Genomic DNA, 13,174 nt, shown 5'->3' on the forward strand with positions numbered 1-13,174 from the left:
GCGGCTGGCGCTTCGCGTCGTTGCCGTAATGGCCGTCGTGCTCGTCGCGATCGCCGGCGCCTTCGCCGCCTGGGTCGCCTCGCTCGGTCCGCTGCCGCTTGCGCAGGCGCAGCAGGTCTCGACCACGGTCGTCGACCGAAATGGAAAGCTGTTGCGCGCCTATGCGATGGCGGATGGACGCTGGCGGCTGCCGGTCGACGCCAAGGCATCGGTCGATCCCACCTATCTGAAGCTGTTGTTCGCCTATGAGGACAAGCGCTTCTACGCGCACCACGGCATCGATCCGCTGGCGCTGTCGCGCGCCGGATTCCAGCTGATCACAAGCGGCCATATCGTCTCGGGCGGTTCGACGATTACGATGCAACTGGCGCGGCTGATCGAGCCGCGGCACCAGCGCTCGGTCTATGCCAAGCTGCGGCAGATGGTGCGGGCGGTTGAACTGGAGCGGCAGCTTTCGAAAGACCAGATCCTCGATCTCTATCTCGCGCTGGCGCCGTTCGGCGGCAATCTCGAGGGCGTGCGCGCCGCCTCGATCGCCTATTTCGGCAAGGAGCCGAAGCGGCTGTCGCTTGCGGAGGCCGCGCTGCTCGTGGCGTTGCCGCAATCGCCGGAGCGGCGGCGGCTCGACCGCTATCCGGAAGCCGCCCACGCCGCGCGCGACCGCGTGCTTGACCGCATGGTCGAGGACGGCGTGGTGTCGAAGGACGACGCCGCGCAGGCCAGGGCAACGCCAGTGCCGAAGCTGCGCAAGCAGATCCCGATATTGGCGCCGCATTCGTCCGATCAGGCGATCGCGACGATGAAGGATGCGCCCGTCATCAAGCTGACGTTGGACGCCACGCTGCAACGGAACCTGGAGGCGCTGGCGCGCGACCGCGCCATCGCGCAAGGACCTGACGTCTCGGTTGCGATCGTCGTCGTCGACAACGAGACCGGCGACGTGCTCGCGCGCGTGGGCTCCGCGGATTATTTCGACGAGCGGCGTGCCGGGCAGGTCGACATGACGCGTGCGGTGCGCTCGCCGGGCTCGACGCTGAAGCCGTTCATCTATGGCCTCGCCTTCGAAGACGGCTTTGTCCATCCCGACAGTCTGATCGAGGACCGGCCGATCCGCTTCGGTACCTATGCGCCGGAAAATTTCGACATGACGTTCCAGGGCACGGTGCCGATCCGCAAGGCGCTGCAATTGTCGCTGAACGTGCCGGCGATCGCGCTGCTCGACCGCGTCGGCGCCAGCCGGCTGTCGTCGCGGCTGAAGCAGGCCGGCGCCAACCTCGTGCTGCCGGAGGACGAAGCGCCGGGCCTTGCGATGGGGCTCGGCGGCGTCGGCATCACGCTGCAGGATCTCGCCCAGCTCTATTCCGGCTTGGCGCGGCTCGGTGCGACAAAGCCGCTGCGCGAGATCATACAGGCAAATGACAGTCGCGACACGATGCGGCTGATGGATCAGGCGGCGGCCTGGCAGGTCGGCAACGTCCTGCTCGGCACGCCGCCGCCGGAGAACGGCGTGCACAACCGGATCGCGTTCAAGACCGGCACCAGCTACGGCTATCGCGACGCCTGGTCGGTCGGCTTCGACGGCCGCATCACGATCGGCGTCTGGGTCGGCCGTCCGGATGGCGCGCCGGTGCCGGGCCTGGTTGGGCGCACGGCGGCGGCGCCGATCCTGTTCGACGCCTTTGCACGCACCGGCAAGATCCCGGCGGCGTTGCCGAAGCCGCCGCGGGGCGTGCTGGTCGCCTCCAACGCGAAACTGCCGCCGCCGCTGCGCCGGTTCCGGCCGCTCGGCGAACTGGTTCGCAGCGGCAACGACCAGGCGCCACATATCCAGTTTCCGCTGAACGGCTCACGCATCGACGTCGATCAATCCGAGGGCGGCAGTCATGCGGCGATGCCGGTCAAGGTCGCCGGCGGGGTGCTGCCGCTGACGGTACTCGTGAACGGTGTCTCAGCCGGGGACATCGACAGCCGGCGGCAGCGCCTGATCGACCCGCCCGGGCCGGGCTTCGCGCGGCTGACCGTCATCGACGCCACGGGGGCAGCGGATACCGTTGTGATCCGCGTGCAATGATCGCGCGGGAAAGCGGAACAGCACGGTTGTTTGCGCTGCGGTTTCATCGTATGCGAAACCCATGGTGGATAGCCTCCAACCCCGGCGCTTCGGAGCAGGGCAACAGTCTGTAAAACCTGCGCATTCAAGCCGCAGGCTGTTCATGGCGTTCGAGTTCGCGACGGCCAGCCAATGGCGTTCGATCCTGTTCCTGACGCTGACCTGCCTGGTGCTGTTCCTGCCGGGCTTCTTCACCATCCCGCCGATCGACCGTGATGAGGTTCGCTTTGCCCAGGCGACCAAGCAGATGGTCGAGAGCGGCGACTTCGTCGATATCCGCTTCCAGGACGACGTCCGCTACAAGAAACCGGTCGGCATCTACTGGATGCAGGCGGCGGCGCTGAAAACGATCTCCGCGCTCGGGGTGCCGCGCGCCCAGGTCCGCATCTGGGTGTACCGCCTGCCGTCCCTGATCGGCGCCATTGGCGCCGTTTTGCTGACCTATTGGACGGCACTTGCGTTCGTGACGCGACAGGGCGCGGTGCTGGCTGCCTTGATGATGGCAAGTTGCGTGCTACTCGGGGTCGAAGCGCGGCTCGCCAAGACCGACGCCATGCTGCTGCTGACGGTCACCGCGGCGATGGGCGCGATGGCGCGGGTCTATCTGTCCTGGCAACGCGGCGAGGATCCGGCGCATCCATCATGGGCGCCACCTGCGATCTTCTGGACGGCGCTGGCGGTCGGCATCCTGCTCAAGGGCCCGCTGATCCTGATGTTCGTCGGCCTCGCCATGGCCGGGCTTGCGATCCTCGATCGATCGGCGGCCTGGTTCTGGCGCATGCGCCCGGTCTGGGGCCTGATGTGGACCCTGGTGCTGGTGCTGCCGTGGTTCGTGCTGATCTTCCTGCGCGCCGGCGAAACCTTCTTTGCCGACTCCGTCGGCGGCGACATGCTGAGCAAGCTCGGCGCACAAGAATCCCATGGCGCGCCGCCCGGGCTCTACCTGCTGCTGTTCTGGATCACGTTCTGGCCCGGCGCGCCGCTCGCCGGCCTGGCGGCGCCGGCTGTCTGGCGCGCGCGGCGCGAGCCGGGTGCCCAGTTCCTGCTGGCCTGGTTGATCCCGTCCTGGATCGTGTTCGAGGCGGTGCTGACCAAGCTGCCGCACTACGTGCTGCCGCTCTATCCGGCGATCGCAATCCTGACCGTCGGCGCGCTGGAGCGACGTGTGCTGTCGCGCTCCCCTTGGCTGTTGCGTGGCGCTGCGTGGTGGTTCGCCATCCCCGCGTTCGGCGCCGTGCTGGTGATCGTCGGCGCCATCAAGGCGATCCATCAGCCGGTGTTTCCGGCCTGGCCGTTGTTCGCGGTGGCGATGGTGTTCGGCCTGATCGCCTGGTGGATGTTCGAGGATAGCCGCGCCGAGCGCTCGCTACTCAATGCGGTGATCGCCGCGGCACTGATGGCGGGCGCCACCTATGGCGTGGTGTTGCCGCGGCTCACCACCGTGTTTCCGAGCCAGGAGGTCGCGCGCGCGCTGCGCAACGTGACCTGCGTCGGCCCGAAGGCGGCGGCTGCCGGCTTCCACGAGCCGAGCCTCGTGTTCATGACCGATACCTCGACGCTGCTCACCGACGGATCGGGCGCCGCGGATTTCCTGGGGCAAGGCTCCTGCCGCTTCGCGCTGGTCGAACAGCGCTCCGAGCGCGCCTTCGTGCAGCGCGCCGAGGCGATCGGCCTGCGCTACAACGCGCCGGTGCGGATCGACGGCTACAACATCTCGCAGGGCAAGGCCGTTTCGATCGCGATCTTCCGTTCCGAAGGGACGGAGTGACATGGCGGCGCCGCCAGCCACCGCGGAATCCGCCAATTATTTCGGACGATTGCTGACGCTGGTCTGGCTATCCTTTGCCCAGCTCGTGCGTGCCCCGTCGCATTCGCGCCGGGCCGAGGCGGCGCGACGCTCCGCGCGCCACGTACTCCTGCTCGTCGTTGGCGTTGGCGCCGTGATCATCACGCTGATGTATGCGGTCGATGTCGTCGAGATCAGTCTGATGCCGCCACGCGGCACGCCGGGGCTCTGGTGGGTGAAGATACTCACCGATTTCGGCAAGGACGAATATGTGCTGTGCGCGCTTGGCTTGCTGCTGATTGCGGTCGCATTGGCGGCACCTGCGCTGCGCGGGGTGCCGCGCGCGACACTGCTCGGCCTCGGAACGAGGCTGCAATACCTGTTCCTGTCGGTCATGTTGTCGGTGGCGGTCGGTGAGCTGATCAAGTGGATCGTCGGCCGCGGGCGGCCTTTTGTTGGCGGCAAGGCCAACGCGTTCAACTTCCAGCATTTCGCCGGCACCGAGGCCTATTCGAGCTTTCCGTCGGGACATTCGATCACCGCGTTTGCGCTGGCTTTCGCCGTGTCGGCGGTATGGCCACGCGCACGGGTCGCGATGCTGGTCTATGCGCTGATCATCGTCGCGACGCGGCTCGTGCTGCTGGCCCATCATCCGAGCGACGTGATGGCCGGCGCGCTGGTTGGCGTAATCGGCGCAATGGCCGTGCGCTACTGGTTCGCCGCCCGCCGCCTTGGTTTCGCCATTGATCGGGATGGCACCGTGTTGGCGCTGTCAGGACCGTCGGAAGGGCGCCTCAAAAGGGTTGCGAGGAACGCCTTCGCCCCATAAAAGCGGTCGCCCGATGGCCGGATCGGGCCGGTTCCATCCGCTGCCAACACCAACCACGAGTGCCGATTTGCCTGCTTCCGACCAGACGCCGGTCGCCGTTTCCATCGTCGTGCCCGTGCGCAACGAGGCGGACAATATCGCGCCGTTGATCGCCGAGATCGCGGCGGCGCTCGACGGACGCTGGGCCTACGAGATCGTCTACGTCAATGACGGCTCGACCGACGCCACCGGCGAACGGCTGAGCGCGATCATGGTGCAGCGGTCCAATCTCCGGCAGCTCCGCCACGCCGTCTCGTCGGGCCAGTCGGCCGCCGTGCGCAGCGGCGTGCGCGCCGCGCGCGGGGCGATCGTGGCGACGCTTGACGGCGACGGCCAGAACGATCCGGCCTTCCTGCCCAACCTGATCGCGGCGATCGAGAGCGGCAATGGCCGGGTTGGCCTCGCTGCGGGCCAGCGCGTCGGACGCAAGGACACCGGCTTCAAGAAGCTGCAATCGCGGATCGCCAACGCCGTGCGCGGCATCATCCTGCGCGACGGTACCCGCGACACCGGATGCGGCCTGAAGGCGTTTCCGCGCGAGGTGTTTCTGGCGATGCCCTATTTCGACGGGCTGCATCGTTTCCTTCCGGCGCTGGTCCGCCGCGAGGGGCTGGCAATCGCCTATGTCGATGTCGTCGACCGCCCGCGCCATTCCGGCGTGTCGAATTATGGATTCTTCGACCGGCTCTGGATCGGGATCATGGATCTCGGTGGCGTGTGGTGGCTGATCCGCCGCAAGAAGCCGACGCCGGTCGTCACTGAAGTGACAGGCACTGAAGTGCCCGATGTGACCGAGGTGAAGTGATGCTGATTCAGTTCGGCCAGGCGCTCAGCGCCTATTTCTACGAAGTGTTCGTCGCCAAGTTCGACTTCTGGCTGGCGTTCGGCTTGATCGCGCAATTGTTCTTCACCGCGCGCTTCCTGGTGCAGTGGATTTCCAGCGAACGTGCCGGCCAGAGCGTGGTGCCGATGGCGTTCTGGTTCTTCTCGATGGGCGGCGGCTTGATGACGCTGATCTACGGGTTCGCCAAACGCGAGCCTGTCATCATCATCGGGCAGGGCCTCGCGACGCTGATCTACATCCGTAACATCATGCTGATCGTGAAGAACCGCGGCAAGGCCTCGAAGACGCTCGACAGCTGATCGTCGTGGTCGTCAGTGCGGCGAGCGGTATGCTGGGCCTCCTCGATTATCCCGATGGAGTCCGGCACCGGGCTCCGCTCGACATTGTGATCGAAACAAAACGACGGTCAAACAATCGCCCCAAGGCGTATGGCATCTACGCTTTGTTGTGGGCGTGGCTGCATCCCGAGCCCATGCGCCAAGGGATGAGGTGCGTTGATGACCGGCCGTGGCGAACCGACCAGAGCGCGTGGTTATCCATCGAGCGTCCGTGATGTCCCGATGCTTGACGAGCCGCCGCTGACCGGCGAGCGCGGCCTGCCGGACCGGCGTGCAGTCAGTATGCGCTGGATGGCCGGTACGATCCTGATCGGGACCGCGGCCGTCGCGCTCCTTGGTGGCGCGCTGCGCGGTGCATTCGGCTATCGCACGCGATTCGCAGCATCGCCGGTCGTTTCACTTCCGCGCTTCACCGGGCAAGCGGTTGACGAGGCGCGGCGCGGCGATCGTCTGGATCGGAGACCAGGCTCGCAAGGCAGTCCCTCGGCGCTCAAGATCGAGCAGTTGAGCGATGCCGGCTCGGTCCGTCGATTTACCCGTGTGTCAGCGCGGCTCGCGGAGATCGATCCCGAACCACAACAGGACCATCGTCGCGAAGCACCGGCAGACGGTAAGGACGAGCAGCGAGCGAACCCGCAATTGCTGTCGGAGTTACCAGCCATCATACGGGCGGGTCCATCACGCCGCGGGCTGCCGGGCCGCATCAGCTCCTATGCCGACGGTGAAGATGTCCCGCAGCCGCATTCTCCGATCGGGGAGGCTGTCAACGTAACCAACCTTCCGAAGTCGCCTTCCTCGTCGCGTCACCATCGACATGTCGTTATCGCGAGGAGCGGTGACACGCTGTCCGCCATCCTGCGGGCGTTGGCCGCCGCTGCCGAGGACGCACCGGCGATCCTTGCCGCTTTCCCGTCGCCTGGCAGTCAAGAGACGCTGTCTGGTGGCGAGAAGATCACGATCATCGAACAAGACGGAGACACCGGGTCGCCGCGCGGCCATGTCGCGAAAGTGTCGATCGAACGACCAGACTCAGGAGTGTCCGCCGTCGGTCGCACCGATAGCGGACAGTACCAGGCGATCGTGCCGGAACAGCCGGATGTCGTCATGTCGAACGGGAAATTGTTGCGTCAGTCGATCGACACCCACTCCGTCCCCGGCGAGACGCTCCGTGACGGGCTTAACGCGCTTGCACGCTCCAATCACGTCGACGAGGGGATCGTTGCCGAACTTTTGCGGCTTTGCGGCCGCGATTTCGATCTCGACGAGCCTCTCGGCGACGCCGACGTCGCCAACATCATCTATGCTCCCAACGAAATTGGCCAGCCGGAACTGGTCTTCATCGACTTAACGGCCGGCGGGCAGGCTCGCCGCTACTATCGGTTCACGGCCCCGGATGACGGCAGCTCCGACTTCTACGATGAGGATGGTCAGTCCATCACCAAATTCCTGTTGCGCAAGCCGGTGGTCAGCGGGCGCCTTGGCGACGGTTTTGGCTGGCGCATCCATCCGATCCTTGGCGATCGCCGCTTTCATGAGGGTGTCGATTTTGCCGCGCCCTATGGTTCGCCGATTGCGGCCGCCGGCGCCGGCGTCGTCGAGACCGAAGGCTACGAGCACGGCTACGGGAAGTATATCCGGGTACGGCACGATCGCGGCTATGAGACCACCTACGCCCACGTCGCGAGCTTCCCGCCCGGGCTGAAGATCGGAGACCGCGTTCGTCAGGGCGAGACGATTGCCTATGTCGGATCGACCGGGCTCTCGACCGGGCCGCATCTCTACTATGAGGTGCGGATCAATGGCCATAACGTCGATCCGCTGCGGATGAAACTGTCAGGCGGCCGGCTGCTGCAAGGCGACCTGCTTGGGGCTTTCGATCGCCAGCGGGACAGCATCAACCAGCTCGCGGCGGCCTCCGCGTTTCCGCAGCGGCCGCCCGGCTCCGAACACCGGCCGCCTACGTAGTCTTGGAAGCAAGTTTGATCACGGCCGCCCGGGCGCCGGAAGTTCGGCCGCCTCGACCGCATTCTCGCGATCGGCGGCAGTCTCGCCGGCGGCGTCGAGCACGGGATAGGCGACCGAGCAGATGTGCGAATGGATGCGGCGAAGGTCGCGCAACACGTCGAGATGCAGCGAGGTGGTCTCGATGGTCTCGGGCCGGCCTTCGCGCAGGCGCTCCAGATGGCGCTCGACGGCGGCAAGCTCGGCCGCGCGCAGGGCCGCCTTCTCGGTGAGCAGCTTGCGTGCCTCGGCGGCGTCGCCCGACATGAACACGCCGAACGCGAGCCGCAGCGAGTCGATCGTGCGCTTGTGGAACGCCGACAATTCCTCGGCGCCTTCGGCCGAGAATTGCAGGCGATGCTTGATCTTCTTGGTCGCAAGCTCGCTCAGATTCTTGTCGATGATGTCGCCGATATGCTCGAGATTGATCGCGAACGCGACGATCTCCATGGCGCGCTGACCCTCGCGCTCGTCCAGGCTGCCGCGGGTGAGCTTCGTGACGTAAAGCTTGATCGCCTCATTCAGCCGGTCGACGGTGTTGTCCATCTTCGACACATGGTCGACCATTGCGCGATCGTTGGTCAGCATCGCCGCCATCACCTTGCGCAACATGGCCTCGGTGTGGTCGCCCATATGCAGCACCTCGCGCGCGGCATCGGCCAGCGCGAGTGACGGCGTCTCCAGCGCGCTCTCGTCGAGATAGCGTGGCCGTGACGGATCGGTCTCCTGCGACCGCTTGGGCAACAGGCGCTCGAGCAGGCGCGCCAAGTGGTCGAGTACGCCGATGAACAGCAGCGCGGTCGCAACGTTGAAGGCAATGTGGAACAGCGCGGTCGCCTTGGCGAGGTCCGGCTGCCAGGCGTAGATGTGCTCGGTGATCGGGCGCAGGAACGGCGCCACCAGCAGGATGCCGATGACGCGGTTGACGAGGTTGCCGACCGGCAGCCGGTAGCTCGCCGGATTGTCGCGCCGCGCGCCCTCCATCAACGGATTGACGGCGCTGCCGAGGTTGGCGCCGAGCACGAGCGCGAACGCGGCATAGGGCGAGATGAACTGCGAATAGGCCAGCGACATCACCAGCAGCACGCTGGCGACGCTGGAATGGATCAGCCAGGTCACGACCGCGCCGATCAGGATGCAGAGCACGGGATCGCCGGTGATCGCGTTCAGGAACACGCGCACGCCCGGGGCATTCTCGGCCGGCGCCATCGTATCGAGCAGGATATGCAGCGCGAGCAGCATCAGGCCGAGGCCGATCGAGACGCGGCCGAGATCCTTGATCCGGGAGCGCGGCCCGCTGCGGAATGCGACGAGGCCGGTGATGAACAGCACCGGCGCCACGGCGGCGACGTTGAACGACAGCACCTGCACGATCAGCGTGGTGCCGATATTGGCGCCGAGCATGATCGCAAGCGCCGGCACCAGGCTGACGATCTCCTCGGCGGCGAAGGAACTGGTGATGAGGGCGGTTGCGGTCGAGCTCTGGAGCAGGGCAGTCAGGCCGAGGCCGGCGCCAAGGGCGGTGAAGCGGTTGTTCAGCGCCCGGGCCAGCAACAGCCGCAAATCGGGCCCGAAGGCCCGCAGAATCCCGCTGTGGACCATATGCAGGCCCCACAGCAGGAGCGCGACGCCCCCCATCAGATCGAGCAGAACAAGACTTCCCATACTTCCTGGATATCCCGGCAAATTCGAGTCGAAGGGCTCACGCTATCGTCAAATGACCTGGGATCAACCCCTTTTTGTTCCCGCTGTCGGCAGGGCCTGTAACGAGCGCGGCCGCCAATTGAGGCACTGAGGTCACTGGAGCCGGCCTCACGGTTCAACGGTGAGGCCCGGTAAACGAATCTCGAACATGACCGCTCAATTGCGATTGGTTCCGCTAGGCAGTTTCCAATCTTTCCCCGTTATGACGGTGGGAACGAGAAGCTGTCCAGCCGAGAAGCTATCCAGAAAAGGGCTTGGGGATCAGGATGTTTGTCAATCGCCGCAAGAGCGAACGCCGTGAGTGCCGGAGCGTCGCCAAAATTCAGTTGGGCACAGGGTCGCTGCCTCGCGACTGCATGATCACCGATATCTCGGCTGGCGGCGTCAAGGTGATCGCAGAATATCTGGAGATTCCGCCGGAATTCACCATCATCCTGTCGAGCGGCAGTCCGCGTCAGTGCCGCCTGGCCTGGCGGATCGGGCACGAATTCGGCGCCCAGTTCGTCGACTGATCCAGCCGGCAGGCTGGCGGTTCGCGCCGCGTCCGGCACCGCTTCTGGGCCGGATGACGGCGAGATGATGGCATCCTTAACCGGAACTTAGGGTTAAGCTGTGAGCATCCCGGAACCTTCGCTGTTCCGAGTCTCATTGATGTCTGACAAACTACCCCGACCTTCAGGCCGCATGCACCGTCTCGCCGGTTCGGTATCGGCTGGGATTCTGCTGATCGGGCTGTCCGCCTGTCAGACCTCGGGTCCGTCCGACATCACTGGGTCATTGGGCGATACGGCGGAATCCACGCCGGCCCCAGCCGACCCGCGGCGCGACATCGCGACCTATCACGAGCGCGTCCGCGCCAACCCCAAGGACACCGACTCCGCGCTGAAATACGCCCGGGCGCTGCGCGCCACCGGCCAGCGGGCGCAGGCGGTCGCGGTCATGGAGCAAGCGGTGCTGGCGCAGCCCAGCAACAAGGCGCTGCTCGCCGGCTACGGACGGGCGCTCGCCGACAACGGCAATTTCCAGCAGGCATTCGACGTGCTCGGGCGCGCCCACACCCCGGAAGACCCTGACTGGCGCATCCTGTCGGCGCAGGGCGCCGTGCTCGATCAGCTCGAGCGCCACGACGAAGCCCGCCAGTATTACGCGAGCGCCTTGAAGATCGTGCCTGACGATCCATCGGTGCTCTCCAATCTCGGCCTGTCCTATCTGCTGTCGAAAGACCTGCCGAAGGCCGAGGAAACGCTGCGCCGGGCCCGGGATCGCGCATCCGACGACATGCGGGTGCGCACCAATCTCGCCGTCGTGGTCGGTCTGCAGGGCCGCCAGGCCGAGGCTGAGACCATCATGAAGGCCGATCTGCCGCCCGATCAGGGATCGGCCAATGTCGCCGCGCTGAAGCGGCTGTTGACGCGCAGGGATGCGAGCCGCAGCGATGCGGACAAGATCCCGGTCGCGGCCAGTCGCCGCGACTAGAGCGCTCTCACGCGAAAGTCTGGAAGGCTAGCCGGCGGCGCGGCGTCCATTGCTTCGACGCGACTGCAGCTTCCTGAGGATCGGCGACAGGAACGATTCGCGCGTCTCGGCGAGGTCGGGGCGGCCGGTCAGGCGTTGCGCGATCTGCAGGAAGGTCTTGGTGGTGCGGTGACGCGCGGAGACTTCCGCGATCATCTGACCGTTGTTGGCGGCTTCACCGAACAACCTGCAATCGAACGGGATGGTCGCGATCGGCTGGCTCTCGATCGTCTTGGCGAAGTCCTTGACCTCGATCTCGGGGCGCTTCGACATGCCGACCTGGTTCAGGCAGTAGAGCGGCGGGCGGTCGTTCGGACGTGCGGTCCGCAACAGGTTCATCATGTTCTTGGTGTTGCGCATGTTGGCGAGGTCCGGCTCGGCGACGATCAGGATGTCGTCGGCGCCGACCAGCACGCGTTTGGTCCAGGCGGTCCATTGATGGGGAACGTCGAGCACGATGCAGGACGTGGTCATGCGCATGGTATCGAAGATCGCATCGAATGCTTCGGCGCCGAAATCGTAGACCTTGTCAAGCGTGGCCGGAGCCGCCAGCAGGCTCAGGTGATCGCCACATTTTGCCAGCAGGCGCTCCATGAAGGCACTGTCCGGGCGCTCGGGCGAGAACACGGCGTTGGCGATACCCTGCGTCGGATCCTGGTTGTAGTCGAGGCCGGCGGTGCCGAAGGCGAGGTCGAGATCGACCACGACCGAATCCAGCCCGAGGTCGCGCGCGATGGTCCAGGCGACATTGTGAGCGATGGTCGAGGCGCCGACGCCGCCCTTGGCGCCCGCGACCGCGATCAGGCGGCCCACAGAGACTGCTTCCGAGGACGAGAACAGGCCGCAGATCGAGCGCACGATGTCGAGCACCTTGACCGGCCCGATGACGTAGTCGTTGACCCCGCGCCGGACCAATTCGCGATACGGTGCAGTCTCGCCGGGCATGCCGAGCACGACGACGCGGGTGCCGGGATCGCAGACCGTGGCGAGTTCGTCGAGACCGGCGAGCAAATCGATGTCCGGCTCGGTCTCCAGCATGATGACGTTGGGCGTCGGCGCCTTGTGATAGGCGTCGATGGCGGCGGCGATGCCGCCCATATGGACCGAGAGGTGAGCCTTGGCGAGCCGGCGGTCTTCGGCGGCGGCGCGCGCCGTCGTGGCGGTCGCGACGCTGGCGCAGAAGGCCTGCACGGAAATCCGTGGCGCCGGCGCGATGTGGTCGTTGGCGTGCTGTGGCTCGTCTTGTTGTTCGGTCATTTCCCGGCGTCGCTCAGCTTGGCTCTATCGGCTTCGGGGTAGGTGGTCGCGGTGGACTCACCCTTGCCGTATTTCTGGAACGCGACCGACCGGCGCGGCGTGTAGGATGCGGTTTCGGTCCGCGGCTGCACGAGGTCGGACGGATTGGCGACCATCGCAGCCAAATTGTGCTGCGTGGCGCAGCCGAAATTGTCCCACTGCTTGTTCTCGTTGTAGCTGGGATTGTAGATCGAGGGACCCAGGTCGCTCGGCCACAAGCCGCAGGGTCCGGCGACCGCGGCCATCTTCGAATAGCTGAGCCGAATGGTCGGCAGCGCGCGCGGATCGTCGACGCGATAGGAGCGCCTGACGATGGCATGGGCGGGCACGCCCATCGACGCCAGCACGCCGCGGATCTCCTGATACACCGCTTGCGCCGAGCGCGCATTCGAGGTGTCGGCCGGTACGTCGATCGCGATCGCGCCGGTGCCGTCGCGGCGCCAGGTGCGGGCCATTCCCATGACGTCGTCGCGTTGCGTTTCGGTGAGATTGCCGCGGGCGCGGCCCACGAACACGACGATCGACTGCTCGCCCTCGGTGATGGCGATCGGATGCCGCTGCCGGTAGTCGTCGGGCACCGTGCCGGTTGCAATATTGTCGCCGGTCAGATTGCAGCCGCCGAGTGCGATCGCGGTGGCGACGAGGGCGCCGGACAGCGACAGCGTCCTCGCATGGCCGGCTCGTGTTTTGCGTGTCATCATGGCATCCCCCA

At 66.0% G+C, this 13,174-nt stretch carries 11 protein-coding genes; 8 read left to right on the forward strand and 3 right to left on the reverse strand.

What is annotated here, in order from left to right; translation table 11 throughout:
* The first annotated feature begins 28 nt into the window (after nucleotides 1-28).
* From pbpC to AC066Y_RS34095, 6 genes are all read left to right on the forward strand, one after another.
* Nucleotides 29-2,071, forward strand: a complete 2,043-nt coding sequence (gene pbpC, locus AC066Y_RS34070) for a penicillin-binding protein 1C (RefSeq protein ID WP_478277730.1) — start codon at nucleotides 29-31, stop codon at nucleotides 2,069-2,071.
* A gap of 61 nt (nucleotides 2,072-2,132) precedes the next feature.
* Nucleotides 2,133-3,878, forward strand: a complete 1,746-nt coding sequence (locus AC066Y_RS34075) for an ArnT family glycosyltransferase (protein ID WP_171947592.1) — start codon at nucleotides 2,133-2,135, stop codon at nucleotides 3,876-3,878.
* Nucleotide 3,879: 1 nt separating this feature from the next.
* Nucleotides 3,880-4,725, forward strand: a complete 846-nt coding sequence (locus AC066Y_RS34080) for a phosphatase PAP2 family protein (RefSeq protein WP_478277695.1) — start codon at nucleotides 3,880-3,882, stop codon at nucleotides 4,723-4,725.
* Between the two features lie 67 nt (nucleotides 4,726-4,792).
* Nucleotides 4,793-5,569, forward strand: coding sequence for a glycosyltransferase family 2 protein (locus tag AC066Y_RS34085; protein WP_478277696.1), 777 nt, complete (start codon nucleotides 4,793-4,795; stop codon nucleotides 5,567-5,569).
* Nucleotides 5,569-5,907, forward strand: a complete 339-nt coding sequence (locus AC066Y_RS34090; RefSeq protein ID WP_207840027.1) for a lipid-A-disaccharide synthase N-terminal domain-containing protein — start codon at nucleotides 5,569-5,571, stop codon at nucleotides 5,905-5,907. Before AC066Y_RS34085 ends, AC066Y_RS34090 begins: the two co-directional genes overlap by 1 nt.
* A 261-nt stretch (nucleotides 5,908-6,168) precedes the next feature.
* Nucleotides 6,169-7,911 carry a peptidoglycan DD-metalloendopeptidase family protein gene (locus AC066Y_RS34095; RefSeq protein WP_478277697.1) on the forward strand — a complete coding sequence of 581 codons (1,743 nt, stop codon included), beginning with the start codon at nucleotides 6,169-6,171 and terminating at the stop codon, nucleotides 7,909-7,911.
* A gap of 18 nt (nucleotides 7,912-7,929) precedes the next feature.
* Here AC066Y_RS34095 and AC066Y_RS34100 read toward each other — a convergent pair whose 3' ends face one another.
* The gene (locus AC066Y_RS34100) at nucleotides 7,930-9,612 is read right to left on the reverse strand and encodes a Na/Pi cotransporter family protein (protein WP_478277698.1); all 1,683 of its coding nucleotides are present in this window, start codon (nucleotides 9,610-9,612) and stop codon (nucleotides 7,930-7,932) included.
* 305 nt (nucleotides 9,613-9,917) lie between these two features.
* On the opposite strand from AC066Y_RS34100, the gene AC066Y_RS34105 reads away from it, so the two are divergent.
* Both AC066Y_RS34105 and AC066Y_RS34110 read left to right on the forward strand, forming a co-directional pair.
* A complete protein-coding gene (locus tag AC066Y_RS34105) occupies nucleotides 9,918-10,163 on the forward strand; it encodes a PilZ domain-containing protein (protein ID WP_021079298.1) in 246 nt (81 codons plus the stop codon).
* A gap of 139 nt (nucleotides 10,164-10,302) precedes the next feature.
* The gene (locus tag AC066Y_RS34110; RefSeq protein ID WP_478277699.1) at nucleotides 10,303-11,127 is read left to right on the forward strand and encodes a tetratricopeptide repeat protein; all 825 of its coding nucleotides are present in this window, start codon (nucleotides 10,303-10,305) and stop codon (nucleotides 11,125-11,127) included.
* Nucleotides 11,128-11,154: 27 nt separating this feature from the next.
* On the opposite strand, the gene AC066Y_RS34115 is transcribed toward AC066Y_RS34110, so the two are convergent.
* Both AC066Y_RS34115 and AC066Y_RS34120 read right to left on the reverse strand, forming a co-directional pair.
* Complete coding sequence (locus AC066Y_RS34115) at nucleotides 11,155-12,423, reverse strand: CpaE/TadZ family protein (protein WP_478277700.1); 1,269 nt, start codon at nucleotides 12,421-12,423, stop codon at nucleotides 11,155-11,157.
* A complete protein-coding gene (locus tag AC066Y_RS34120) occupies nucleotides 12,420-13,163 on the reverse strand; it encodes a CpaD family pilus assembly protein (RefSeq protein WP_478277701.1) in 744 nt (247 codons plus the stop codon). The genes AC066Y_RS34115 and AC066Y_RS34120 overlap by 4 nt, the downstream gene beginning before the upstream one ends.
* Between the last annotated feature and the right edge of the window lie 11 nt (nucleotides 13,164-13,174).

Source organism: Bradyrhizobium sp. USDA3010, assembly GCF_056429065.1.

What these genes read in the sequence shown, in the direction of transcription:
- pbpC (WP_478277730.1), top strand. Translation starts at nt 29, where the DNA reads ATGGCCGTCGTGCTCGTCGCGATCGCCGGCGCCTTCGCCGCCTGGGTC.
- AC066Y_RS34075 (WP_171947592.1), top strand. Translation starts at nt 2,133, where the DNA reads ATGGTGGATAGCCTCCAACCCCGGCGCTTCGGAGCAGGGCAACAGTCT.
- AC066Y_RS34080 (WP_478277695.1), top strand. Translation starts at nt 3,880, where the DNA reads ATGGCGGCGCCGCCAGCCACCGCGGAATCCGCCAATTATTTCGGACGA.
- AC066Y_RS34090 (WP_207840027.1), top strand. Translation starts at nt 5,569, where the DNA reads ATGCTGATTCAGTTCGGCCAGGCGCTCAGCGCCTATTTCTACGAAGTG.
- AC066Y_RS34095 (WP_478277697.1), top strand. Translation starts at nt 6,169, where the DNA reads ATGCTTGACGAGCCGCCGCTGACCGGCGAGCGCGGCCTGCCGGACCGG.
- AC066Y_RS34100 (WP_478277698.1), bottom strand. Translation starts at nt 9,612, where the DNA reads ATGGGAAGTCTTGTTCTGCTCGATCTGATGGGGGGCGTCGCGCTCCTG.
- AC066Y_RS34105 (WP_021079298.1), top strand. Translation starts at nt 9,918, where the DNA reads ATGTTTGTCAATCGCCGCAAGAGCGAACGCCGTGAGTGCCGGAGCGTC.
- AC066Y_RS34110 (WP_478277699.1), top strand. Translation starts at nt 10,303, where the DNA reads ATGTCTGACAAACTACCCCGACCTTCAGGCCGCATGCACCGTCTCGCC.
- AC066Y_RS34115 (WP_478277700.1), bottom strand. Translation starts at nt 12,423, where the DNA reads ATGACCGAACAACAAGACGAGCCACAGCACGCCAACGACCACATCGCG.
- AC066Y_RS34120 (WP_478277701.1), bottom strand. Translation starts at nt 13,163, where the DNA reads ATGATGACACGCAAAACACGAGCCGGCCATGCGAGGACGCTGTCGCTG.